Source organism: Microbacterium atlanticum, from assembly GCF_015277815.1.
GTDB lineage: Bacteria > Actinomycetota > Actinomycetes > Actinomycetales > Microbacteriaceae > Microbacterium > Microbacterium atlanticum.
The window spans coordinates 2,933,319-2,955,623 of the sequence record NZ_CP063813.1 but is presented as its reverse complement, the minus strand read 5'-3'; the positions used below and the strand labels follow the sequence as shown (position 1 = coordinate 2,955,623).

The window sequence follows — 22,305 nt, the reverse complement described above, 5'->3', positions numbered from 1 at the left end:
CGCCTGTCTTCCGAAAGGCGAAGAGCATGACAACCCTCACCCCCCACCACGACGGCTCGCCGCTGTACGTCTCCGATCTCGCGCCGGACCTCGGCGACATCGTCACCGTGCGCCTGCGCGTGCCCGTCGGCTACGGACCGCTCTCGGCCGTGCGCACGCGCTCCAACCCCGATCACGAGCCGGAGTGGACGGATGCCTCGCCCGTCGGCTCCGCGGACGGCTGGGACTGGTGGGAGGCGCCGGTCGCCGTGCGCAACCGCCGTCACGGCTACCGCTGGCTGCTCCTGCACGAGGACGGCCGGGTCGAGTGGCTCAACCAGACCGGTCTGCACTCGATCGAGACGCTGGACGCGGAGGACTTCGCCCTCGTCGCGCACCCCGCACCGCCGTCGTGGCTGTCCGACGCCGTCATGTACCAGGTCTTCCCCGACCGGTTCGCGCGATCGGCGCAGGCCGACACGCACCCCACGCCCGAGTGGGCGATCGCCGCGAGCTGGGACACGCCGGTCGACCCCGTCATGCCCGGGCGCTCGCAGCAGTTCTACGGGGGCGACCTCGACGGAGTGATCGAGAAGCTCGACCACCTCGTTTCGCTCGGCGTGAACCTGCTCTACCTCACGCCGGTGTTCCCCGCGGCCTCCAACCACCGTTACGACGCGGCGAGCTTCGACCGCGTCGACCCGCTGCTGGGCGGTGATGAGGCCTACATCCGCCTCATCGAGGCGGCCCACGCCCGGGGCATCCGCGTCATCGGCGATCTCACGAGCAACCACTCGGGGGACCGTCACGAGTGGTTCCAGGCGGCGCTGGGCAACCCCGGCGCCCCCGAGGAGAAGTACTACTACTTCACCGACGACGCCAACACCGAGTACGTCTCGTGGCTGGGCACGCCCACGCTGCCCAAGTTCAACTGGGCCTCCGACGAGCTGCGCAGGCGGTTCATCGAGGATACGGACTCGGTCGTGGCGAAGTGGCTGAAGCCGCCGTACTCCACCGACGGCTGGCGCATCGACGTCGCGAACATGACCGGGCGGCTCGGCGACGTCGACCTCAACGCCGAGGTGCGGCAGCTGCTGCGCCGCACGATGCTCGAGATCAATCCCGAGGCGATCCTCCTCGGCGAGTCCACCAACGACGCCGCGAGCGACCTGCAGGGCGACGGCTGGCACGGCGCGATGACGTACCCGTCATTCACGCGGCCGCTGTGGGGCTGGCTGTCCGAGCCCACCGGCACGCCGTTCATGACCGCCGAGGGCGTCGAGCGCACCGAGCCGTGGTTCTTCGGCCAGCCGATCGGCGGCATACCCCGCTACACCGCCCGCCAGTTCGTCGACGCCGTCGTCCGCTTCACCGGGAGCATCCCGTGGCGCGTGCGCCTGGGCAACATGCAGCCGCTCGACACTCACACGACACGGGCCGCTTCGCGACCAACGCCGCCCCGGGTGCCATTCCGGTCGCGGTGGGCCTCATGGTGACGCTGCCCGGCCTTCCGGTCGTGTACGCCGGCGACGAGTTCGGGCTCACCGGCGCGGAGGGCGAGGACAGCCGCACCCCCATTCCTTGGGGCACCGAGGGCGAACCGGACGTCGCGGAGCGGCTCGCGCTGTATCGCGACCTCGTCGCCCTCCGGCGTGCCCACCCGGCGCTGGCCACCGGCGGTCTGCGCTGGATCCACGTCGACGACGGTCGTCGCGTTCGTGCGCGAGTCGGCGGACGAGACCCTGCTCGTGCTGGCGGCGAAGGGCGACGCGGATGCCGCGATCCCCGCGGGTGCGCTGCCTGCCGCTGCGGACGCCGAGGCGGTGTTCGGCGACGCCACGCTCGCGGTGGCCGGCGACGGCTCGGTGCTGCTTTCGGCCGACGGGCCCGCGTTCGCGGTCTGGCGGCTGGCCGGCGTGGAGGTTCCGGTCTCGTCGCATGAGGGCGTGGAGCACGCCGACGTGCTGCGCGGTGTCGTATCGGCGCACGACGCCACGCCGGCCGAGCTGGTGGAGGCGGAGTGACCTCGCCCGAGCGGTTCGACGAGCTGAGCGCGGGGCTCGCGGACGGCGTGCGGGCGCACCCGGACCTCGTGGGCCTCGTGCTCCTCGGGTCGGCGTCGGACGACGCGCGCGACCGGCGCGACGAGTGGTCGGATCACGACTTCTTCGCGCTGACCGCCGCGGGCCGCGGCCCCGAGGTGCGACCCGACCTCTCGTGGCTTCCCGACCAGGACCGTCTCGTGCTCACCGCTCGCGAGGGCGAGATCGGCTTCGTCGCCGTGTACGACGACGGGCACGTGTTCGAGTTCGCATTCTCGGATGCCGCGGAGCTGGAGGGGGCCCGCGCCGGCGATGCGACAGTCCTCGTCGACGACGAGGCGGGGACCACCGCGCGACTCCTGGGCGAGTCGCGGGCGCGGGCCGCCGGGGACGACCGGTTCGACCCCGTCAACGACACACGTCTGGTGCTCGTGAAGCTCCTGATCGGCGTGGGGCGGGTGCGGCGCGGCGAAGTGCTCAACGGCAACTCGTTCATCCGGCAGTGGGCGGTGCAGCTGCTCGTCCGGGCCATCCGCGGGCGCTTCGCGGCGGCATCCACCCCCCTTCGCGACACGATCGATCCGATGCGCCGCTTCGAGCGGGATTTCCCGACGTGGGGCGCCGACATCGCCGCTTCACTGGATCTGCCCATCGAGGAGACCGCGTTCGAGCTGTACCGCCTGACGCGCCGCATCCTCGAGCCCGGGTGGGACGCGTTCCCCTCGACGGCGGCGGACGTCGTGGCGATGCGGCTCGGCTGGAGCTGACCTCCGCCGTCCACAGGCCGCCGCGCGAGCGGCCTGTGGACGGATGACACGGGGTCGCGGCATCCTGCACACTGAGTCCCATGTCAGCGTTGACCACCATCGGGCTGCCCGTAGCCCTCGGCATCATCATGTTCGGGCTCGGCCTGAGCCTCACCCTCGGCGACTTCGCGCGCGTCCTCAAGCAGCCCAAGGCGGTGATCATCGCGCTGGCGTGCCAGCTCGTGCTGCTGCCGCTGATCTGCTTCGGACTGGTCGTCGCGTTCCAGCTTCCCCCGGTGCTGGCGGTCGGCATGATGATGCTCGCCGCCTCGCCCGGCGGGACCACCGCCAACCTCTACAGCCACCTGTTCCGCGGCGATGTGGCCCTGAACATCTCACTCACCGCGGTGAACTCGGTCATCGCCGTGTTCACGCTGCCGGTCATCACGAACCTCGCCATCCTGTACTTCGACCCGTTCGACGACCAGCTCGGACTGCAGTGGGCGAAGACGCTCGAGGTGTTCGCGATCGTCCTGCTCCCCGTCGCGCTCGGCATGATCGTGCGCCGGTTCTGGCCGCGGTTCGCCCAGGCGATGGACAAGCCTGTCCGCATCGCGTCGGTGATCATCCTCGTCATCGTGATCGCCGGGGCGGTCGCGCAGAACTGGACGCTGCTGGTCGAGAACTTCGGTCGCCTGTCGCTCATCACCATCCTGTTCTGCCTCATCAGCCTGACGATCGGCTACCTCGCCCCCCGCCTCGCACGGGTCGGCCGGCGCCAGGCGATCGCGTCGTCGTTCGAGATCGGCATCCACAACGCCACCCTCGCCATCGTCATCGCGCAGACCGTGCTCGGCTCGGTCGAGCTGTCGCTGCCGGCGGCCGTGTACGGCGTGCTGATGTTCTTCATCGCGTTCGGCTTCGGCTTCCTCATCCGCGGCCGCGCACGCGCGTCGGACGAGGCGGAGGACGACACGGCCGAGCAGCGCGCCCGCGTGGAGCCCAGCTGACGGCCGCGCGGATGCCGCACGGCGGGTGGCGCCGGCATCCGTCGTTCGTAGACTGGACCGGCGAGGAGGTGCCATGCGCCCGCTGACCGAAGATGATGTGCGTTCGTCGTTCGTGAACGCCTCACCCGACGAGCTCAGGCTCGTCTCATTGCCGCACGACTTCGTGCTGACCGACTGGGATCACCTCGACTTCCTGGCCTGGCGCGACCCGCGCACGCGCAGCCGCGGGTATGTGATCGCCGAGATCGACGGCGAGCCGTCCGGCGTCGTGCTGCGTGCGGCCGACGGGACCTCTCGGGGTCGGGCGGCGATGTGCAACCTGTGCCACACCATGCAACCGGCCGACCAGGTCGTGATGTACACCGCGCGCAAGGCGGGCGAGGCGGGGGCGCACGGCGACAGCGTCGGCACCTACATCTGCGCCGACCTGTCGTGCCATGAGACGGTGCGGCTCGCCGCGCCGCTCGCGCCCAACGAGGTCCGCGCCAGCGTCGATCGCAAGATCGACGGCACGCGGCGCCGCACCGAGGCGTTCGTGGGTCGGGTGCTCGAAGCGGCGGGGGTCCCGCGATGACCGTCGTGGTCGTGGGCGACGCACTCATCGACGAGCTGCGCGACGACACCGGCGTGCGTGAGTTCGTCGGCGGAGCGGCGCTCAACGTGGCCGTCGGCCTCTCGCGGCTGGGGGTGCCGGCCACCCTGATCGCCATGCTGGGCGATGACGAGCCGGCCTCGCGCGTGCGCCGCTATCTGGCCGACTTCGGAGTCGACCTCCTCGCGACGCCGTCGCTGATCGGCACCGCCCGCGCCGTGAGCACCCGCTCGGGCGGCGGCGAACCGGTCTACGAGTTCAACGAGGCGTCGCAGCGCCGCCGCATCCGGTTCGGGGAGGAGGAGCGGCAGGCGATGGCGGATGCCGACCTCGTGGTCGTCAGCTGCTTCGCGTTCGACGACCCCGAGCAGGCGGCGGAGCTGGCCGAGGCCGTCGCGACGACCGGCGCCTCGGTCGCCGTCGACCCGAACCCCCGCGCCGGCATGATGCGCGACACGGCGGAGTTCGTGCGCGGATTCGAGCAGCTCGCCGCAGGCGCCGTGCTGGTGAAGGTGGGAGAGGAGGACGCGGCGCTGCTCTACGACGCCCGGCTCGACGTGCTGCGCGCCCGGCTGATCGACCGCGGCGCCAAGGCTGTCCTTGCCACGGAGGGGGCGGCCGGCGCCACCATCGAAGCCGGTGAGGTCGTGGTGACCCGGCCGATCTCGAGCCTTCCCGGCCGGATCGTCGACACGATGGGCGCCGGCGACGCCGCGTTCGCCGCGACGGTGCGCGCACTGGTGGACGGCGTGCCCACAGACGCCGCCGGATGGGAGGCCGTGCTCCAGACCGCGATGGACGTGGCCGGGGCGACCTGCCGCTTCGAGGGTGCCCTGCTGCGCACGCCGAGCGCGTTGGACGGCATGGACATCGACCGCATCGGCACGTGAGAGCGCGGGTGGCACCGCGGTGCTGCCGCTGTCGGGCTGCCGATTTCTGACCTCGCGCAACAACGCGTAAGATTGTGGATCGCGCCTCCGGTCGACTGGAAAAGCCGGGCGGGTGCGCACTCGGCGAGTTACCCAAGCGGCCAAAGGGATCTGACTGTAAATCAGCCGGCGTAGCCTTCGGGGGTTCGAATCCCTCACTCGCCACCATTCCCGGAACGCGCCCCGACTGCGGGGCGCGTTCCGGCGTTTCGGAGCATCGCCCGCAGGCCCAGGCCCGTCAGCACCGCAACGGTGGTCGCCATGAGCACGCCGGCCACGGCGAAGAGTGCGAAGGTGAGCGCCGCCGGCGTCGTCTCATCCACCCAGGGCGAGGGCAGGAAGGTGAACGCGATGCCGACCAGCCACGCGCCCATGTTGATGGGCAGCCACCACCACGAACCGGGCACGCCGGCGCGGGCGAGCAGCGGACGCTGAGCCAGGGGAATGGTCGCCAGCAGCGCGAGCGCGGCCGGCGCGGCGATCGCCCACGTGGCGGGCGAGGCCCAGTCGATCTCAGCCCCGAGGTCGGCGAGCGTCGAGGGCAGCATCCCGATGGCCCAGGCGACGGATGCCGCCACCGCCGTCGCGGCCACCCACGACCCGATCGGCACCTCCGCCCGCGAGTAGCGGGCGCCGAGAGCCTGGCCGAGGCCGAGCAGGGCGCCCTCTCCAGCGCCGAAGACGACGAGCACGCCCCAGGCCGACCATGCGCTCAGCCCGAGGGCGGCTGCCACGGCGAAGGCCGTGACCGGGATGAGGAAGCCGAGACTCTCCCCGAGCACCGTGAAACCCACCCAGCGCCGCAGCCGCAGCGGCGGTGGCGCGGCCGTCACCGGCGGGCGCGGACGCGAGACGCTCTGCACAGGCTCACGGTACGAGGCGAGGCGTGCGGGCACACCCCCCCTGTGCGGCGTGCCACCGGGGCGATCCCGAAACCGCCCGCGCCGCGTGTCAGGATGGGCGTGCCGGGCTCGCCGCCCGCCTCCCGAGAGGAACGTCATGACCGCGCCGGACCCGTATGCGACGCCACAGCCGGAGCGCGCCGACGCCTCCCTTTCGCCGCTGCTGCGAGCCGCGATATGGGTCGCGATCGGCGCCCTCATCGCCGCCGCGATCGTCTGCGTGGTCTGGGTGCTCGTCGGCTCGCAGAACGGGCTCATCGGGCGGGCCTTCCTCACGATCCTCCTGCTCGCCGCGTTCGCGGGCGTCGCGATCCTGGACGCCCACCTCGCGCCCCGCCGCCCGGCGTGGTTCGCCCTGGCGAGCATGGCGTCGTGGATCGTCGCGCTGCTCCTGGGCGCGATCATGATCTGGATGCCCGAGCGCTTCCCATGGCTCGGTGTCTCGCGGTTCATCCAGTTCCTGCTGATCGTGCTCATCCTGCAGCTGGTGCTGCTGCACCTGCGCCTCTACCTGAAGGCCTTCCAGCGCCATGACACGACCTTCACCCGTGCCGTCGTCATCGTCACGGTCGCGCTCGTGGTCGCGCTCGCCGCGCTTCTGATCATCCCGCTGGCCTTCGGCGAGTGGATGTTCCTGGCCGAGCTCTACTGGCGGGTCGTCGTGGCTGTCGCGATCCTCGCGGCCGTCGGGACCGCGCTCGTGCCGCTGGTGAACCTGCTCTTCGCGCCGAAGCGCCAGCGGTCGCGCCCGGTCGCCGCGCCGCTCGCCGCACCGCCGGCGGCACCCGCATCCGCGACGCAGGAACTCCTCCCGTGGCCGACGTTCATCGACGGGGTCACGCCGCTGCCCATGCTCCCCGACGGCTCCCCGGACTGGAACGCCTACCACACCGGGCACCCGTCGCCGGGCGCGCGGGTGTTCGTGCCCCTCGCGGCGGCCACTGACCCGCCTCCGCCGCCCGCCCCGGCCGGGCCGGCGCCGCGCGCCGAGGGCACCCCGGCGCCGCAGCCCGGCTTCCCGCCACCGACACGCCCCGGTTACGAGGGCTACCCGCCACCGCCGCCGCTGCCGCCGCACCCGTAGGCCGGAGCCGCCGCGCCGCCTGCCGCAGGCGGGTCCGCTCTTCGCAGCCGCCGACCGCAGCTCAAGCCCTGGGCCCCGCGGACCGGTCGCCTCCTCGGACCCGCGCGGGCCGCGTCAGCGCGCGAGCAGCTCCAGCGCGGCCATGGCGGCGTTGTGGCCGCCCAGGCCACTCACCGCGCCCCCGCGGCGCGCGCCCGAGCCGCAGAGCAGCACCGTCGGGTGCGCGGTGGCGACGCCCCAGCGCTCCGCGGGGGAATCCAGCGGCTCGTCGTCGCCGGCCCACGGCCACGACAGCGCGCCGTGGAAGATGTCACCGCCGACCATGCCGAGGTCCCGTTCGAGGTCTGCGGTGGTGCGCGCTTCGACACACGGTGTGCCGTCGGGCGTCTCCAGCACGCAGTCCGCGATGGGTTCGGCCAGCACGGCGTCGAGCGAGCGCTGCGCGGCGGCGAGGAGCTCGGAGCGCGCGGCATCCCGATCCCGCCCCGCCACCAGCCGGTGAGGGACCTGCAGGCCGAACAGGGTGAGGGTCTGCGCTCCGGATCGCCGCAGCTCGGGGCCGAGGATCGACGGGTCGGTGAGCGAATGGCAGTAGATCTCGGCGGGGAGGGGATCGGGGATGCCGCCGCCGGCCGCGACGCGGTGGGCGGTGTCCAGCTGCGAGAGGGTCTCGTTGACGTGGAACGTGCCGGCGAAGGCGGCCTCCGGCGCGACACCGGTGTCGCGCAGCCGGGGGAGCCGGCGCAGCAGCATGTTGACCTTCAGCTGTGCACCCTCGGGCCGCGGGGCCTCGGCACCGCTTACCGCGTCCGCACCGCCCGCCGACAGGAGATCGGCCAGCAGCGCCGGTCCGACGCCGCTCAGCACCAGCCGGGCGTGCACCGCGGAGTCGTCGCCGAGCCGCACCTCGCCGTCAGGGGAGATCGCCACCACTTCGCTGCCGCTGCGGAGCTCGGCTCCCGCGCTGCGCGCGGCCCGCGTGAGCGCGGCCGACACCTCTCCCATGCCGCCGACCGGCACGTCCCAGTCCCCGGTGCCGCCGCCGATCACGTGGTAGAGGAAGCAGCGGTTCTGACGCAGATCCGGCTCGTCGGCCGCGGCGAACGTGCCGATGAGCCCATCGGTGAGGGCGATGCCTCGAACGAGGTCGGTGCTCAGCGAGGCTCGCAGCAGGCCACCGAGGGGCTGCTCGACGAGCTCCGACCACAGGCGGTCATCGCCGAGCCGCGCGCGCAGGTCCGATCTGCGCAGCAGCGGTTCGGTCATCGAGGGGAACACCAGCCGCGCCACGGGCGCGAGCCGCTCGGTGAAGCCGGCATACCGCTCGGCCTCGCGCGCGCTGCCGGTGACGCGTGCGAACGAGTCGGCGGTGGCTGCGGCATCCGCGTTGTCGATGAGGACGCCGCGCGCCGGATCGGCGGGGTCCGGCGTGTACGAGGAGTATCGCCGCCGGAGCAGACGGATGCCGAGACCGAGGTCGCGCACGATGCGCTCGGGCAGCAGGCTGACGAGGTAGGAGTAGCGCGACAGGCGCGCATCGACGCCTTCCCACGGCCGCTCCGACACCGCCGCGCCGCCCAGGTGCTCGAGGCGCTCGAGGACGACCACCGACCGGCCGGCGCGGGCGAGGTAGGCCGCGGCGACCAGCGCGTTGTGGCCGCCGCCCACGATCGCGACGTCGTACGTGCGGTCCGAGGACGATGCCACCATCCCCAACACGTTAGCGAGCCGCGCGACCGACGCGGTTCAGGAGCCCGGACTCCTGCGGCCGGGCGGCGGCCCGTGGCCCGTTAGCGTGGTCGGTATGACTCTCGTGCAAGACCTCGAAGCCCTTGCGATCGATATCGCCCGGGAAGCGGGCGACCTCGCCCGGAGGCGCCGCGACGCGGGCGTGTCGATCGCCGCGACGAAGTCCGCTCTGGCCGACATCGTCACGGAGGCCGATCGAGAGGTCGAAGCGCTGATCCGCGCACGACTCGCGCAGGAGCGACCGGACGACGCCTTCCTCGGAGAGGAGAGCGGCGCCGAAGGCGGCGCGAGCGGCATCACGTGGGTCGTCGATCCCATCGACGGCACCGTGAACTACGCCTACGGCATTCCCGCCTACGCCGTCAGCATCGCCGCCGTCCGCGGCGAGCCCACCCCGGCGCAGTGGGAGGCGCTGGCCGGCGTCGTGTACGCGCCGGTCATCAGAGAGCTGTTCCATGCCGCGCGCGACCACGGCGCGTGGCTCGGCACCGACCGTATCCACGTGAACAGCGAGGTGGGGCCGGCCGGCGCGCTCCTGGCGACCGGTTTCGGCTACGACCCGGCCACCCGCCCGGGCGACATCGAGCTGATCTCCGGTGTGATGCCGGGCCTGGCACGTGACCTGCGACGCGGCGGTGCGGCATCCCTCGATCTGTCGTACGTCGCCGCCGGCCGGCTGGACGGCTACTTCGAGCGGGGGCTCGCGCCGTGGGACCTCGCCGCCGGGTCGCTGCTGGTCACCGAGGCCGGCGGGCGGTTCCGCCGCGCCGAGCCCGACGGCTCGTCGCGTGCGCCCCTCGTGGTCGCGGCGACCCCGGCGGTCTTCGAGCGGCTCGCCGTGGCCGCCGGCATGTCGTGACCGGCGTCTCATCGAACTCTCATGTGTGCCGCGCGGTGAAATCCGAGCCGTACATGGCATTCCCAGGACGCCCGGGGTAGTGTTTACCCGTTCGTTACCTTCGCTGCCCGAACTGCGAAGGTCGTCATAGCCCACGACCGCCTTGCCGCCTCAGCCCCGCGCGGCACGACCCGAGAGCCCGCCGCCGCTTTGCCTTTCGACGCACCCCTGGCCGAATCTGCGCCCACGCGCCGGTCCAGCCGGACCTCCGCCACGCCTGTGCAGGTGACGCCGGAGACCGCGGGTGCAGGCCGCCGTGAGGCCCTGAGCACTGCTGCGGAGCGCCCGGCCGTCGTGTGGAGTCGCTCCGCCGAGCTGACGAAGACGGATGCCGCGCCCGCCGCCGCGACCCAGGCACAGCTCGGGAGCCCCGCAGGCCAGACGACGACGGCGAGCCTCGCGCCGGCATCCCGCCGTCAGCGCCCCGCCGCCCGCCCGATCGTGGCCGTGCAGGACGCGCCGGCCGCCCCGCCCTCGGCGCCGACGGCAGACGGCCCTGCTCCGGCCGCGCCGCTGACGAGCCGCCGCGCCCGCCGTGCGCAGACCGGCCAGTTCGGCGCCGTCGGCGCGCCGGCCGGAGAGCCCGCCGCGGCCTCGAAGCCTCCGTTCGAGCTCCTCGAGCCGCTCGTCGACGGCGAGACCGCGCCCATCCCGACGCCCACCAGCTCCACCGTGCGCGCGGGCGCTGCGTCCGGCAGCGCCTCGACGTGGATGGCGGGATCCTTCGCGAAGATCCTCGCGGCAGAGGCCGTCGCCGCCGCTGCAACGACGGCGCCGCTGGTGGAGGCGACGGCCGCCGCCGCTCCCGAGCCCGTCGTGTCCGAGCCGGCGCAGGCGGCCGCGTCGATTCCGGTTGCCGAAGCCGGCGGGTCCGCCGAGCCGCGTCCGACCGCTCCGGACGCCCGCCCGGCGACCGAGCAGATCCACCCCCTCACCGGGCCGATCCCGCAGGCTGCGGCATCCGACGTCGACGAGTTCGAGGCCGCTGCCCGCCTGTTCGAGTTCACGGGCGAGACGCCCGTGCAGCAGCCCTCCGCCGAGACGGCTCAGGCCGGCGATGCCGAGACGGCCGAGGCCCGACCCGCCGCCGACGACAGGCCCACCGCGCACGCGGCTCCCCGCCGCTCGAAGGCCGGCCGCGGCGCGTCGTTCCGCCGGGTCGCCACCGCCTCGTTCTCGGGCAGCGTGCTCGGCATCGTGGGGCTCATGGCCGTGGGCATGACGACGCCCGCCGAGGCGGTCGCCGCAGTGCGCGGCGTCGACGCCTCGCTGTCGGTCGTCGCACCGGGCGATCAGAGCGTCCCGGTGATCGACGAGGCCGAGATCCAGGCCTACGTCGCACCGGCGGGCATCGAGCACGACACGTTGGACCGTCCCGAGAACTACACGACCACGACGACGGCTCAGCTGGCGTCGGAGGCCGGGATCAAGAACTTCTCGAACCTGTTCCGCAACGACCCGAACTCCAACATCCAGTGGCCGTTCACGGTCGGCGTGACGATGTCGTACGGGTTCGGCATGCGCTCCGGCCGCATGCACGAGGGCGTGGACTTCACGCCGGGTGCCGGAGCCCCGATCCAGGCCATCGCCGACGGCACGGTGCGCGTGGCCTCCGAGGCGGGCGGCGCCTACGGCGTGCACGTGATCATCGACCACGTCGTGGACGGTCAGCTGATCTCGAGCCACTACGCGCACATGGAGTACGGCTCGCTCCAGGTGTCGCCCGGCCAGCACGTCACGGTCGGCACGGTCCTGGGTCGCACCGGCAACACCGGGCGCTCCTACGGGGCGCACACGCACTTCGAACTGCTCCAGAACGGCACCACCGCCATCGACCCGATGCCGTGGCTGCGGGAGCACACCGACGGCACCCACACCGTGGGCTGACGGTTCGGAAGGGTGCCGGGCCTCTGGTATCCTCTTCTAGTTGCCTGCTCGCAGGCGGCACGCCCCGATAGCTCAGTGGCAGAGCACTTCCATGGTAAGGAAGGGGTCGTCAGTTCAATCCTGACTCGGGGCTCGCAGCATCCGTTCCCGTGACGGATGCCACGCGGCAGGGTAGCTCAGTTGGTGAGAGCGCACGACTCATAATCGTGAGGTCGCGGGTTCAAGCCCCGCTCCTGCTACAGAAGAATCTCACTTGACCAGGGTTTCTTGTCCCACCTGAAGGGGCAGAGATTCGATGTCGTCAACGTTTATCCACCGCTTTTGCGCGGGCTCGCGTAATCTGCGCGCGCTCAGCAGCAAGGTGCTCGCCGGGCCTCGGTTCACCTGGGGTCACCTGGCGCACCTGTTCGATATGAACACCGAACGCCTCGCTGGGCTCGGCCTCGAGCCGATGCTCACAACCAGTGAACTCGCCGAGTACCTCGGCGTCCACGTGCAGGCGATCTACGACCTGCGCGCCGACGGCCGCGGCCCCACCGGCATCCGTGTCGGCCGCGAACTGCGGTACCGCATCTCCGATGTGCGGAGTTGGTTGGACCGACTCCACGAGCCCGAGCCAAGTCTTGCAGTGAGCGGAGGTGGGCACTGATGGCTGGGCGTCCGCGGCTGCCGATCGGCACCTTCGGAGAGATCACTGCGACCAAGGTCGCGCCGGGGCGGTTTCGTGCTTCCACCCGCTTCCGAGACTGGGACGGGCAGACTCGTCAAGTCACCGCATCCGGGTCGTCGGCCAACGCTGCGAAGAATGCGTTGAAGGACGCTCTCGCAGGGCGGATGCGGATCGGCGGTACCGGCGATGGGCTCACTGCCGACTCATCGTTCGCCGAGCTCGCTAACGCTTGGCTCGACGACCTCAGGGTCGACCCCAGCAGATCAGACGGGACGAAAGAGGTCTACGAGCGCGAGTTGACGTCGCTCGTTCTTCCCACGTTCCAGCACTTCACGATTCGTGAGGTCACTGTTGGGCGCGTGGAGCACTTCCTCAAGACCCAGCATGCCAAGTCGTACGCGCGCGCGAAGCACTCGCGGACGATCCTGAGCATGGTGCTCGCATTTGCGGTACGCCGGGAGATCATCCCTCGGAATCCCGTCAAGGAGACCTCCCGACTGAAGAAACCGAAGCACGTCCCCAAGGCGCTCACCGTCGACCAGATCCGCGCAATCCGAGCGGCAGCACGGGATTGGCGGGCGGAGCCAGGTCGATTGGGGCCGCGCCCAGACGGCCAGGTGCGCGACGTGATTGAACTCATGCTGGGGTCACTGACTCGTATCGGGGAAGCGCTCGCACTGCGCAAGTGCGATGTCGACATGACCGCCGACCCACCCACGCTCCACATCTGCGGAACGATTGTCGTTCGAAAGGGAGTCGGCGTCGTTCGACAGGCGAAGCCGAAGACCGATGAGTCAAATCGAGTTGTCGCCATCCCGGCATTTGCCGCGGCTGTGGTGCGGCGTCGACTGGCGCGTATCGCCGGGGACGACCCGGACCATCTGCTCTTTTACTCTCGCAAGGGCACACCGCTCGCGCCGCACAATGTACGGAGGACTTTCCGCGAGATCCTCAAGATCGCCGGGCTGGAGGGAGCGGACATCACGCCACATTCCTTTCGTCGAACCGGTGCCACGCTGCTCGCGAACGAGCTCGGGATCGAGACGGCAGCCGATGTCTTGGGCCACACCTCGATCAAGACGACGAAGGACCACTACGCAGAGCCGGATCGATCGGTCGACCCGATGCCCGCAGCCGTCTTGGAGAAGCTTGCGCCGGGCGACTGAGATTCTCCAGGGATGGCGGTCGTGACTGCCGGGCATTGCCCGCCGGCACGTGTCTATCCGCGCATCGCGCACTACGCGAGCATGGCACCGACATATGTATCGGTCTTCCTGGAGCGACCCGCGATCGTCAGGCCGCTTGCTGAGCACACCGCCGCACTGATCGGCGACTTCGGGGCGAGTGATCGCGTCATTCTCGATGCGTTCAGTGGCAGGGCACCGCTGACGGGTGTGCTTCCCTTCGACCTGCCGTCGTCGATGCGGGCCGTTGAGAACTCGCGGGAGGATGTCCCGTTCGACACGACCGATCCATACCTTCGGGCCGGGACGGGGATTCGCCGAGCATCGGGGGTCGCGGCTCAGCGCTTGAACACCGGCCCCAGTCGGTCGGACAGTCGAGGTCGGGAAGAGCGGTCCCTCGCATTCGACTCGGAAGGATGAACGCGCTGGCCAAGCGCCGACACGCTCCTGGCGCCCGCCGCATCGTGGACCGAGCACTTCTTCGCACCGAGCTGTCGCTCACATGAGAGGCTGTACGCGCCCCGTGGCGAGGACGGCGGCCTGAGGGCTCGACCCACGCTTCCGCCACGTCGCACGCCCCGCTCTACGCGCGCGGGAGCCCCCGTGCGTTCCCACCGCAATCAGCCATCTCACCGATCGGAGGCCCCTTGACCGCCAACCTCGAGCTCGACCCCAACAACCTTCTGCACGCACGTGTGCTCGCTCGCCTGGAGAACGACCGCATCGCCTGGCTGGGGACGAACGGTCGCCAGGGATATCCCCACAGCGTTCCCGTATGGTTCGCCTGGTGGCGGGGGCAGGCGGTGATTCTTGTCCACCCGGGCACAGCCAAGGAGCGGAACCTGCGTTCAGACCCGCGCGCATCATTGCACCTCGAGACCGGCCAGAACGAGCAGGAGTTCATCCTCCTGCGCGGATCCGCCGAGATCTCCGCCGAGCGCACAGCGACCTGGATGGATCGCATTCGGGGAAACTACCGACACAAGTACGGCGATGACGTGATCGCCGCGGTCGGTGACGGGGGCGACAGCCTCATCGTGACATTCCGGCCGCGCTGGCTCACGGCAGCCTGACCACGCTGTGGCCAGGCTGCTGGGTCGGCGGGCTTCGCATGCGGTGGGTCTCAGAGGACAGGGCCGAACGCTCCGCGTGGTGCCATGAATGAGTGCGCGACGGGAGGGAGGCTTCGATGGGTGCACCGACGATGGCTGACGTTGCCCGCCTGGCCGGCGTGTCGAAGAAGACCGTCTCCAACTACGTCAACGGGTATCCGTACATCCGGCCGGATACGCGTCCGCGCATCGAGGCCGCCGTCAGTGAGCTCACCTACAAGCTGAACATCTCCGCGTGCAATCTGAGTTCGCGATCGATCCCGATGCTGTCGTGGACCGCGCCCTGGTCACGCTGCTGGCCGGTGAGTCCGCGCGTTTCGCTGTCATCGGTGCCACGAATGCCGATGACTCGGCGTTCATTGTCGGGTCCGTGCCCCGTTCGGCAAATGTCCTTGTGCAGAATTAGCACGCTGAGGACATCGCACGCGCAGCGAAGTCTTCGCGCGACCGGCCCGCGGGGACGGCACGACACGAACGATCAGTGGGCCGCCGCTCTGGTCGGGACGCGCGAGGCGGCCTGATCGGGAGCCTCAGCCCGGCTCGACGAGCTTGAGGAGGGTCCGCAGCGCCAGTTCGCGAGACTCCCGCGGACTGCGCGGCGGTGTGCCCTCGGCGGGTGGTGTCGGCATCTCGATCGAGTAGAGGGCTGACCACAGCATCGACACCACCCAGTCCGCTGGCATCGCGGCATCGATGGAGCCGTCGGCGTGCCCACGCGCGACGATCTGCTCGGGCCGCGACTCGGGGTCCACCTCCAAGCCGCCCTGGTAGTTGTCGGCGTACATCCACCAGGCGAACACGTGCAACTGATCGAGCAGCTCGCTCGCCAGGCGGGCGAAGGCTTCGATCCCGGTGCCGTCAGCGGGGCGCGCGCGCTCGACGGCCGCGAGGTGCTCGGCCTTGACGTACTCGTGGATCGCGGCCTCGAGCGTCGTGCGGTCGCCGTAGTAGCGATGCAGGGTGCTCCGCGCGACGCCGGCCGCGTCCGCGATGTCGCCGAGGCTCGCGGCCGGACGCTTCGTCAGGGTGGCGATGGCCGCGTCGAGAATCGCCCGCCGCGTCCGCTCACGGGTCGCGCTCTCGGGGTTCGCCTCGGTCATGGATGCCGATCGTACAGGAAGGCGCGTTTACGAGACATAGCTGCTCTTTTGTGAGACACTTATGTCTCATTTATCTTTCGCCCTCGCGCGACGCCACCTGCCGAACCCGGAGTTCTTCTATGGCCGAGATGCACACCGCCGCAACGTCCCTGCCCGGGACGTCGCGCACGCTCACCTCCCGCCAGCGTTGGCTGGCGCTCGTGGTCCTCACTGGCAGCCTGCTGGTCGTCATGATGGACATGACGATCCTGATCCTCGCGCTGCCGGCGCTCACTGCCGAGCTCAAACCGACGGCGACCGAGCAGCTGTGGATCGTCGACGCCTACTCGCTCGTCCTCGCCGGACTGCTGATCCCGATGAGCGCGCTGGCTGATCGCTGGGGTCGCAAGAAGATCCTGCTGGCGGGATTCGTGATCTTCGGCGTCGTCTCGGTGCTGGTGCTCTTCGCCGACAGCCCGTCGTCCGTGATCGCGCTGCGGGTCCTTCTGGGCGCCGGTGGCGCGATGATCATGCCGACCACGCTGTCGATGATCCGCAGCATCTTCCCGGATGCTGCGGAGCGGGCTCGGGCGCTCGCGATCTGGGCTGTGGTCGCCAGCCTCGGCGGGATCATCGGCCCCGTGCTCGGCGGCGCTCTGCTGCAGTTCTTCTCGTGGCACTCCGCGTTCCTCATCAACGTGCCCTTCGTCGCGATCGCACTGATCGCCGGTGCCCTCCTGCTGCCCGAGTCCCGCGATCCGAACCCTCCCCGGTGGGACTTCCTCGCCACGCTCCTGGCGATGGCGGGCATGGTCGCCATCGTTTGGGGCATCAAGGAAGCCGCGAAGAGCGCGTGGGCGGATCTGGGGTCGTGGGCTTTGATCGCCGCGGGCCTCGCGCTGATGGGTCTGTTCGTGCTGCGGTGCCTCCGGCGGCCCGATCCGCTGCTCGACGTCCGGTTGTTCCGCAGTAGGCCCCTCACGGCCGGCGCGATCGCCGCTTTCACCGCCAGCGTTGCGATGGCGGGAATGCTGTTGCTCGTGGCCCAGTGGCTGCAGAGCGTCGCGGGGTTCAGCCCGATGCTCGCGGGGGTCGCCCTCCTGCCGATGGCGATCGGGTCGCTGATCGTCGGTCCGTTCGCCCCGGCTCTCGCCCGCGTCCTTGGCACGCGCAACGCCCTGGCCGCTGGTCTGGCCGTCGCCGGCGCCGGACTGCTCTGGATCTTCCTCACCGGAGGCGTGACGTCGTACTGGCAACTCGTCGGCCCACTCGCGCTGGTCGGCGCAGGCACCGGGGCACTCGCAATCGCATCCGCCGTGATCATGGGGAGCACGCCCGCAGCCAAGGCGGGTAACGCCGCGGCCATCGAGGAGTCGATGTACGACCTCGGGAATGTGCTCGGTGTCGCGCTGCTGGGAAGCATCTCCCTCGCGGCGTACCGCACTCCCGTCGACGTCGACGCGTTCCTGCCCCAGGGCCTCACTCCCGACCAGATCTCGCAGGTCGAGGAATCGATTGCAGGGGCGCAGATCGTTGCCGCCGAGACCGGCATCACCGCATTGGGTGATCAGGCGGCCGTGGCGTTCGCTGACGCGCTGGGCCAGGCCTCGCTCATCGGCGCGATCGTTCTGCTCGTCGCCGCCGGCGCGGTGCGCCTCCTCGTGCCCGGCCAGTTCAGCATCACCGAGCAGCACCACCACTGATCGACCAGCATCCGATGCTGTTAGGCGAGGCTGCAAGGTGAGCGACCCGGATGTGAATCCTCGCGTGGGATAGACCCCGTCCGACTACTTGTCGACGAGCGTCATCTCGAACGAGTAGCTCTCGGGTGAGTAGCAATGCTGCCCGAACTCCACTGCCCGTCCCGAGTTATCGAAGGCCGTCCGCGACATCGTCAGCACTGCGCCACCGTGAGGTATACCCAGCAGTTCGCTTTCGAGAGAAGTAGCGGAACGAGCGCTGATGCGCTGCTTCGCGACCCGCATCGTGACGCCGCGGTTACGCATCAGCTGGTAGAGCCCGAATTGCTCGAGCTGTTCGGCAGTGAAATCGGTGAAGTCGCGCGGCAGAGTGTTGTCCAGGACGGCGATGGGAACGCCGTCGGCCGAACGAAGGCGAGTGACATGCAGAACCTTGTCGCCGACGGGAACGCCGAGCGCATCGGCGGTGGCTTCGTCCGCTTGCGCGACCTCGTATCGGATGACGCGAGTCGTCGGCTTTTGGTTGCTTTGGCTGAGGTCCTCATACAGGCTGGTCAACTCGACCTTGCGGCTGATCTGGCCATGCACGACCTGAGTGCCGATGCCCCGTCGACGCACGAAGAGCCCCTTGTCGACGAGTTCCTGTATCGCACGTCGCACGGTCGGCCGCGAGAACCCGAAACGCTGGCCGACGGAGATCTCGTTCTCGAGCCTTGCGCCCGCGGGTAGTCGTCCGTCGTGTATCGCCTCCTCCAAGACGGTCGCAATCTGGTAGTAGAGCGGCACCGGGCTGGAGCGGTCCACCTTGAGGAAGAAATCAGTGGGGAGCAGATGCTCCTCTTGAGCCATGCCGTCGCCCCGTTCGTCATATTTCCTATTGTCTTGACAATAGTATAGAGATACTACTATGTCAGGTCGCTGTGCGGGCGCGTCGATCGATCGCGAGAGTGGCCTGGGTTAGGTTTCGGGTATGGAAGGCGCTAACGTGCGGCGAACGGTGACCATGACGGACGTCGCGCGGGAGGCGGGTGTGTCGCGACAGCTCGTCTCGCTCGTCATTCGCGATGTCGGGTATGTCGCCCCGGAGAAGCGCGCTCTCGTGCTGGATGCGGCCGAGCGGCTCGGATACCGGCGCAACAACCTCGCCGCCAGTCTGGCAGGGCGGCGCACCTACTCGATAGGCCTCGCTGTGCTCGACATTCACAACCAGGTGTATGCGGACTTCACGGACGGCGTCGCCGATGTGGTGGAGCCGGCAGGCTATCAGCTGCTGCTCGCGACCGGGCCCCGGCGAGACGAGCGTGGCGTCACCGGCCTGGAATCGCTGGTCGGCCTGCGGGTGGACGGCATTCTGATCGCCACCCACGTCGCAGGCAGTGACGATCTCGGACGTGTGCTCGCGGGTACCCCGGCCGTGACGCTGGGCGAGGCGACCGGCCTTCCGCACGTGGACGCGGTGCACGGTGACGACTTCGCGGGGGCGCGCGCCGCGACAGATCACCTTCTGAGCCAGGGACATCGCGACATCGCCTTCCTGACCGGTCCCGAGACGCGCCAGGGCGCAGCGCGCGCGGCCGGCTATCGCGCGGCAATGGAGGCGGCGGGACATCCGGCGAGGTTCGAGCAGGCGGATGCCACCGAGTCCGGCGGTACGAAGGCGCTGCTGGCGATGCGCCGCGCCGACCGACTTCCGACGGCCGTGGTGTGCTACAACGATGCCGCCGCTTTCGGCGTGCTCGCATGCGCTCATCGCGAGCGGATCCGTGTGCCGGAAGATCTCGCAGTGGTCGGCTATGACAACACCCGCGCCGCGGGCTATCCCGGCGTCGGGCTGACCTCGGTCGACCAGCACGCGAGGACGATCGCTTCGCAGGCGGCGACGCTGCTCCTCGAGCGGATCGACGACCCGGACCGTCCGGCCGTCGTGGAGACCGTGACGCCCCGGCTTGTGGTGCGGACCTCCTCGAGCCGGTTCCTGGTGCCCGCTTCTTGAGTGGCGCCAACCCTTAGCGCGCGCTACTATCGTCGGGTCCGCGACCGAAGACCTGGAGCAGATCGTGTTCGAACCTCCCGACGACGTCGTGGCGTTCATCGCCGACTACATGAATGAGACCCACCAGGACGCCCTCGCCGAGATTGCCGTGGCGCACGGCGCTTCCGCTCGGTCGGCCAGGATCGTGGGCATGTCCGGCGCTGTCCTGACGCTGGCCGTCATCGACGCCGGCGGCGCGCGCCAGGACGTCGACATCCCGTGGCCCGCGCCACTCAGCGCTCGCGAAGACATCCGACGCCACCTGCAGGAGATGCAGGAGGAGGCGCGGTTCGGTCGGTCCTGATCGGGCCGCAGACTCATTCGAGGAGAGATATGACGCGTGACGTCGCCCCCATTTCCCGCTGGCAGGACCTCAGCGACCGTCTACCGCGTTCGGACGGCTGGATGCACTCCGGCATCGCCATCACCCCCGACGGAACGATCTACTGTGCGCACCCGCAAGGTCGTGCCCTTCTCGTGATCGACCCCGAGGGGGCCACCCGTGAGGTGCCCACGGCTCTCACCGAGCTTCACGGGATTGCCCGAACCTCAGATGACGGCGTGCTCGCCGTCGCCGACCCGGGGTACCGGATGCTGCCCGGAGAGGACGCGCACTACGAGGCGGAATGGAAGCAGGGGCGTGCGGTGCTGCTCGCCGTGGCCGACGGCCGGATCGTGGTCGAACTCGCCCAGCCGGACCTGCCGGTCTACAGCGAGGCGTGCTGGCGGCCGACGTCGATCGATGTGGACCGCGGACAGGGCGGCACTGACGAGGTGTGGGTGGCCGACGGGTACGGCGCTGACCTCGTGCACCGCTACGCGTCTGATGGCACGCTGCTCGGCACGTACGACGGCTCCGAGACCGGCGCGAGGTTCTCATGTCCGCACGGCATCGTCCTGCGCCGACGCGGAGACGAACTGCGCGCCCTCGTCGCGGATCGGTCGAACCATCGCATCGTCGTCCTGGACCAGGACGGCCGCGCGGTCTCGGTCTTCGGCGAAGACCAGCTCGACAGTCCGTCCTCTTTCGCGCTGCTCGGCGAGGACCTGTTCGTCACCGAGCTGTTCGGCGGGGTCGCCCAGTTCGACCGCGAGGACAGCTTCGTGCGGCGCCTCGAACCGCGGCGTGTCCGCTCGCACGAGGGGGCCGGTTGGCCGAACCGACTGGGCGAGGACGGCGAGGCGCTTTTCGCACCGGATCTCGTGCCTGCCACCTTCAACAGCCCGCACGGCATCGCCGCTCACGAAGGGGATCTCGTGCTCACCGAGTGGCTCATCGGCGGGCGTCTCGTGCGTGTGACTCCATAGCATCGACCGACTCGGACCCCGTGCGCCCGACCGCTCCGGCGGTCGGGCGCACTGCTGTCGCGGGGGAGATCGCGACGTGCTTGACGCGGATGTTGGCGCGCGCTACTGTTCTGATGTTGGCGCGCGCCAATACTGTTCCGAAGAAGGAAGTGACGTCGATGGCGATGAGCATCGAGAAGCCGTACGTCGAGGCCGAGTACGACCCGATCTACGACCCGTTCACCGCGGAGTTCCAGGCGGACCCCTTCGCCTCGTACGAGCGACTCCGTCGCGAGGCCCCGGTCTACTACAACGAGAAGTGGGACTTCTACGCGCTGAGCCGGTTCGCCGATGTGCGGGCAGCCCTCAAGAACCATGAAGACCTGCTCAACTTCCAGGGCGTCGACATCGACGACTTCGAGCAGGAGCAGAGCAGCTTCCCCGGCATGCTGCCCAACATCGACAATCCGCGGCATGATCAGCTGCGCGCCGCTGTGCAGCGGTCGTTCATGCCGCGCAGCATCCGGGCTTTGACGGACGAGGTGCGTCAGGTGTGCGACACCCTGATCGACTCCTTCGGCGACAGGCGCGAGATCGACATCTCCGCGGACTTCGCGTGGCCGATCCCGTTCGAGGTGTTCTACAACTTCCTGGGCATGCCCGAGGGTGAGATACGCGAGAAGTTCGTGCAGTGGACGCACGGCATCAAGCACCGCGAGATCGGATCGCAAGAGCTCACGCCCTGGGCCAGGGAGTCGTCGCAGGAGCTGCGCGAGTACCTGGCGCACCTGCTTCGCGAGCGTCGAGCGAATCCCCGCGAGGACGTGCTGACCGCGATCGTGCAGGCCGAGATCGACGGCGTGCCGATCGCCGGCGACGAGATCGACTTCGCCGCCGAAGCAACGGGCCTGGCCTTCGCCATGTACCTCGGTGGCGTTGAGACGACCGCCGGCACGATGTCGACGCTGTTCGAGCAGCTCGGCCGCCACCCCGAGCAACAGCGGGCGCTTCACGACGACCCGAAGCTCATCCCTCGCGCTGTGGAGGAATCCCTGCGCTACCGCACGATCTTCCAGGTCACCGCGCGCACCACCGTGCGGCCCGTCGAGTTCGACGGCGTCGAGATCCCCGAGGGCAAGCGCGTCTTCCTCATCCTTGGCTCGGCCAACCGTGACGAGACGGTGTTCGAGGACGCCGAGAAGTTCGACATCCTCCGCACGCCCAAGCCGCACCTCGGATTCGGCGAGGGCCTGCACGGATGCCTCGGCAACCCGCTTGCCCGCCTCGAGACCACCGTCGCCCTCGAACAGCTCGTCGCCCGCAAGTCCATCTTCGAATTGGCCGGTGAGCCGCATCGCTATATCACCACGCCGAACGCCTACGTGTTCGACAGCGTGCCGGTGCGCTTCGCCTGACCGCGCAG

At 69.9% G+C, this 22,305-nt stretch carries 23 protein-coding genes, 3 tRNA genes and 1 pseudogene; 23 read left to right on the top strand and 4 right to left on the bottom strand.

Translation table 11 applies throughout. The features are described from left to right. The first annotated feature begins 26 nt into the window (after positions 1 to 26). From IR212_RS13565 to IR212_RS13540, 7 genes are all read left to right on the top strand, one after another. A complete protein-coding gene (locus tag IR212_RS13565; RefSeq protein ID WP_337907603.1) occupies positions 27 to 1,475 on the top strand; it encodes an alpha-amylase family glycosyl hydrolase in 1,449 nt (482 codons plus the stop codon). 156 nt (positions 1,476 to 1,631) lie between these two features. Further along, the gene (locus IR212_RS17360) at positions 1,632 to 2,003 is read left to right on the top strand and encodes a hypothetical protein (protein WP_475591205.1); all 372 of its coding nucleotides are present in this window, start codon (positions 1,632 to 1,634) and stop codon (positions 2,001 to 2,003) included. Continuing rightward, positions 2,000 to 2,788, top strand: a complete 789-nt coding sequence (locus tag IR212_RS13560) for a hypothetical protein (protein ID WP_194396408.1) — start codon at positions 2,000 to 2,002, stop codon at positions 2,786 to 2,788. The genes IR212_RS17360 and IR212_RS13560 overlap by 4 nt, the downstream gene beginning before the upstream one ends. 80 nt (positions 2,789 to 2,868) lie before the next feature. Next, positions 2,869 to 3,777 (top strand): bile acid:sodium symporter family protein, encoded by a 909-nt coding sequence (locus IR212_RS13555; RefSeq protein ID WP_194396407.1) that lies wholly within the window; start codon positions 2,869 to 2,871, stop codon positions 3,775 to 3,777. Between the two features lie 73 nt (positions 3,778 to 3,850). Beyond that, positions 3,851 to 4,351 carry an FBP domain-containing protein gene (locus IR212_RS13550; protein WP_194396406.1) on the top strand — a complete coding sequence of 167 codons (501 nt, stop codon included), beginning with the start codon at positions 3,851 to 3,853 and terminating at the stop codon, positions 4,349 to 4,351. Then, positions 4,348 to 5,259, top strand: coding sequence for a PfkB family carbohydrate kinase (locus IR212_RS13545; RefSeq protein ID WP_194396405.1), 912 nt, complete (start codon positions 4,348 to 4,350; stop codon positions 5,257 to 5,259). The genes IR212_RS13550 and IR212_RS13545 overlap by 4 nt, the downstream gene beginning before the upstream one ends. Positions 5,260 to 5,381: 122 nt before the next feature. After that, positions 5,382 to 5,466, top strand: a tRNA-Tyr gene (locus tag IR212_RS13540). Here IR212_RS13540 and IR212_RS13535 read toward each other — a convergent pair. Beyond that, positions 5,454 to 6,161, bottom strand: a complete 708-nt coding sequence (locus tag IR212_RS13535; RefSeq protein ID WP_194396404.1) for a hypothetical protein — start codon at positions 6,159 to 6,161, stop codon at positions 5,454 to 5,456. The two genes, IR212_RS13540 and IR212_RS13535, sit on opposite strands and share 13 nt — an antisense overlap. Before the next feature lie 136 nt (positions 6,162 to 6,297). Between IR212_RS13535 and IR212_RS13530 the strand changes: the two genes are divergently transcribed. Further along, a complete protein-coding gene (locus IR212_RS13530) occupies positions 6,298 to 7,284 on the top strand; it encodes a hypothetical protein (protein ID WP_194396403.1) in 987 nt (328 codons plus the stop codon). 114 nt (positions 7,285 to 7,398) lie between these two features. Here the strand turns inward: IR212_RS13530 and IR212_RS13525 are convergent, their stop codons facing one another. Further along, a complete protein-coding gene (locus tag IR212_RS13525; protein WP_194396402.1) occupies positions 7,399 to 8,994 on the bottom strand; it encodes a phytoene desaturase family protein in 1,596 nt (531 codons plus the stop codon). 94 nt (positions 8,995 to 9,088) lie between these two features. Here IR212_RS13525 and IR212_RS13520 point away from each other — a divergent pair, with 94 nt between their 5' ends. From IR212_RS13520 to IR212_RS17140, 10 genes and pseudogenes are all read left to right on the top strand, one after another. Beyond that, the gene (locus IR212_RS13520; protein WP_194396401.1) at positions 9,089 to 9,892 is read left to right on the top strand and encodes an inositol monophosphatase family protein; all 804 of its coding nucleotides are present in this window, start codon (positions 9,089 to 9,091) and stop codon (positions 9,890 to 9,892) included. A 264-nt stretch (positions 9,893 to 10,156) separates the two neighbouring features. Beyond that, positions 10,157 to 11,818 carry a M23 family metallopeptidase gene (locus tag IR212_RS13515; RefSeq protein WP_228479328.1) on the top strand — a complete coding sequence of 554 codons (1,662 nt, stop codon included), beginning with the start codon at positions 10,157 to 10,159 and terminating at the stop codon, positions 11,816 to 11,818. A 61-nt stretch (positions 11,819 to 11,879) separates the two neighbouring features. Then, positions 11,880 to 11,951, top strand: a tRNA-Thr gene (locus IR212_RS13510). Between the two features lie 32 nt (positions 11,952 to 11,983). Beyond that, positions 11,984 to 12,057 (top strand) — tRNA-Met (locus tag IR212_RS13505). A gap of 56 nt (positions 12,058 to 12,113) precedes the next feature. Beyond that, positions 12,114 to 12,467 (top strand): helix-turn-helix transcriptional regulator, encoded by a 354-nt coding sequence (locus tag IR212_RS13500; protein WP_228479327.1) that lies wholly within the window; start codon positions 12,114 to 12,116, stop codon positions 12,465 to 12,467. Then, positions 12,467 to 13,654: a tyrosine-type recombinase/integrase gene (locus tag IR212_RS13495; RefSeq protein ID WP_194396400.1), complete on the top strand. Its 1,188-nt coding sequence runs from the start codon at positions 12,467 to 12,469 to the stop codon at positions 13,652 to 13,654. Before IR212_RS13500 ends, IR212_RS13495 begins: the two co-directional genes overlap by 1 nt. Before the next feature lie 12 nt (positions 13,655 to 13,666). Further along, on the top strand, positions 13,667 to 14,092 hold the full coding sequence (locus tag IR212_RS13490) for a hypothetical protein (RefSeq protein WP_194396399.1): 426 nt from the start codon (positions 13,667 to 13,669) through the stop codon (positions 14,090 to 14,092). Between the two features lie 227 nt (positions 14,093 to 14,319). Then, positions 14,320 to 14,745, top strand: coding sequence for a pyridoxamine 5'-phosphate oxidase family protein (locus IR212_RS13485; protein WP_194396398.1), 426 nt, complete (start codon positions 14,320 to 14,322; stop codon positions 14,743 to 14,745). Between the two features lie 116 nt (positions 14,746 to 14,861). Beyond that, positions 14,862 to 14,945: pseudogene (locus IR212_RS17345) on the top strand (LacI family DNA-binding transcriptional regulator); the annotation flags it as partial. Positions 14,946 to 15,019: 74 nt separating this feature from the next. Next, on the top strand, positions 15,020 to 15,190 hold the full coding sequence (locus IR212_RS17140; RefSeq protein WP_228479599.1) for a hypothetical protein: 171 nt from the start codon (positions 15,020 to 15,022) through the stop codon (positions 15,188 to 15,190). Positions 15,191 to 15,314: 124 nt separating this feature from the next. Here IR212_RS17140 and IR212_RS13475 read toward each other — a convergent pair whose 3' ends face one another. Continuing rightward, on the bottom strand, positions 15,315 to 15,884 hold the full coding sequence (locus tag IR212_RS13475; protein ID WP_194396397.1) for a TetR/AcrR family transcriptional regulator: 570 nt from the start codon (positions 15,882 to 15,884) through the stop codon (positions 15,315 to 15,317). A 128-nt stretch (positions 15,885 to 16,012) separates the two neighbouring features. On the opposite strand from IR212_RS13475, the gene IR212_RS13470 reads away from it, so the two are divergent. Then, the gene (locus tag IR212_RS13470; RefSeq protein WP_228479326.1) at positions 16,013 to 17,566 is read left to right on the top strand and encodes an MFS transporter; all 1,554 of its coding nucleotides are present in this window, start codon (positions 16,013 to 16,015) and stop codon (positions 17,564 to 17,566) included. An 84-nt stretch (positions 17,567 to 17,650) separates the two neighbouring features. On the opposite strand, the gene IR212_RS13465 is transcribed toward IR212_RS13470, so the two are convergent. Then, positions 17,651 to 18,412, bottom strand: a complete 762-nt coding sequence (locus tag IR212_RS13465) for a GntR family transcriptional regulator (RefSeq protein WP_194396395.1) — start codon at positions 18,410 to 18,412, stop codon at positions 17,651 to 17,653. Positions 18,413 to 18,566: 154 nt separating this feature from the next. Here IR212_RS13465 and IR212_RS13460 point away from each other — a divergent pair, with 154 nt between their 5' ends. The 4 genes from IR212_RS13460 (at position 18,567) to IR212_RS13445 (ending at position 22,297) form a co-directional block, all read left to right on the top strand. Continuing rightward, a complete protein-coding gene (locus IR212_RS13460) occupies positions 18,567 to 19,556 on the top strand; it encodes a LacI family DNA-binding transcriptional regulator (protein ID WP_194396394.1) in 990 nt (329 codons plus the stop codon). 64 nt (positions 19,557 to 19,620) lie between these two features. Beyond that, a complete protein-coding gene (locus IR212_RS13455; RefSeq protein WP_194396393.1) occupies positions 19,621 to 19,899 on the top strand; it encodes a DUF2470 domain-containing protein in 279 nt (92 codons plus the stop codon). A 101-nt stretch (positions 19,900 to 20,000) separates the two neighbouring features. Beyond that, positions 20,001 to 20,903 carry an NHL repeat-containing protein gene (locus IR212_RS13450; protein ID WP_194396392.1) on the top strand — a complete coding sequence of 301 codons (903 nt, stop codon included), beginning with the start codon at positions 20,001 to 20,003 and terminating at the stop codon, positions 20,901 to 20,903. A 158-nt stretch (positions 20,904 to 21,061) separates the two neighbouring features. Then, a complete protein-coding gene (locus IR212_RS13445) occupies positions 21,062 to 22,297 on the top strand; it encodes a cytochrome P450 (RefSeq protein WP_194396391.1) in 1,236 nt (411 codons plus the stop codon). Positions 22,298 to 22,305 lie beyond the last annotated feature (8 nt).

What these genes read in the sequence shown, in the direction of transcription:
- IR212_RS13475 (WP_194396397.1), bottom strand. Translation starts at nt 15,884, where the DNA reads ATGACCGAGGCGAACCCCGAGAGCGCGACCCGTGAGCGGACGCGGCGG.
- IR212_RS13565 (WP_337907603.1), top strand. Translation starts at nt 27, where the DNA reads ATGACAACCCTCACCCCCCACCACGACGGCTCGCCGCTGTACGTCTCC.
- IR212_RS13530 (WP_194396403.1), top strand. Translation starts at nt 6,298, where the DNA reads ATGACCGCGCCGGACCCGTATGCGACGCCACAGCCGGAGCGCGCCGAC.
- IR212_RS13520 (WP_194396401.1), top strand. Translation starts at nt 9,089, where the DNA reads ATGACTCTCGTGCAAGACCTCGAAGCCCTTGCGATCGATATCGCCCGG.
- IR212_RS13445 (WP_194396391.1), top strand. Translation starts at nt 21,062, where the DNA reads ATGGCGATGAGCATCGAGAAGCCGTACGTCGAGGCCGAGTACGACCCG.
- IR212_RS13450 (WP_194396392.1), top strand. Translation starts at nt 20,001, where the DNA reads ATGCACTCCGGCATCGCCATCACCCCCGACGGAACGATCTACTGTGCG.
- IR212_RS13490 (WP_194396399.1), top strand. Translation starts at nt 13,667, where the DNA reads ATGGCGGTCGTGACTGCCGGGCATTGCCCGCCGGCACGTGTCTATCCG.
- IR212_RS13545 (WP_194396405.1), top strand. Translation starts at nt 4,348, where the DNA reads ATGACCGTCGTGGTCGTGGGCGACGCACTCATCGACGAGCTGCGCGAC.
- IR212_RS13460 (WP_194396394.1), top strand. Translation starts at nt 18,567, where the DNA reads ATGACGGACGTCGCGCGGGAGGCGGGTGTGTCGCGACAGCTCGTCTCG.
- IR212_RS13465 (WP_194396395.1), bottom strand. Translation starts at nt 18,412, where the DNA reads ATGGCTCAAGAGGAGCATCTGCTCCCCACTGATTTCTTCCTCAAGGTG.
- IR212_RS13500 (WP_228479327.1), top strand. Translation starts at nt 12,114, where the DNA reads ATGTCGTCAACGTTTATCCACCGCTTTTGCGCGGGCTCGCGTAATCTG.
- IR212_RS13550 (WP_194396406.1), top strand. Translation starts at nt 3,851, where the DNA reads ATGCGCCCGCTGACCGAAGATGATGTGCGTTCGTCGTTCGTGAACGCC.
- IR212_RS13555 (WP_194396407.1), top strand. Translation starts at nt 2,869, where the DNA reads ATGTCAGCGTTGACCACCATCGGGCTGCCCGTAGCCCTCGGCATCATC.
- IR212_RS13525 (WP_194396402.1), bottom strand. Translation starts at nt 8,994, where the DNA reads ATGGTGGCATCGTCCTCGGACCGCACGTACGACGTCGCGATCGTGGGC.
- IR212_RS13470 (WP_228479326.1), top strand. Translation starts at nt 16,013, where the DNA reads ATGCACACCGCCGCAACGTCCCTGCCCGGGACGTCGCGCACGCTCACC.
- IR212_RS13495 (WP_194396400.1), top strand. Translation starts at nt 12,467, where the DNA reads ATGGCTGGGCGTCCGCGGCTGCCGATCGGCACCTTCGGAGAGATCACT.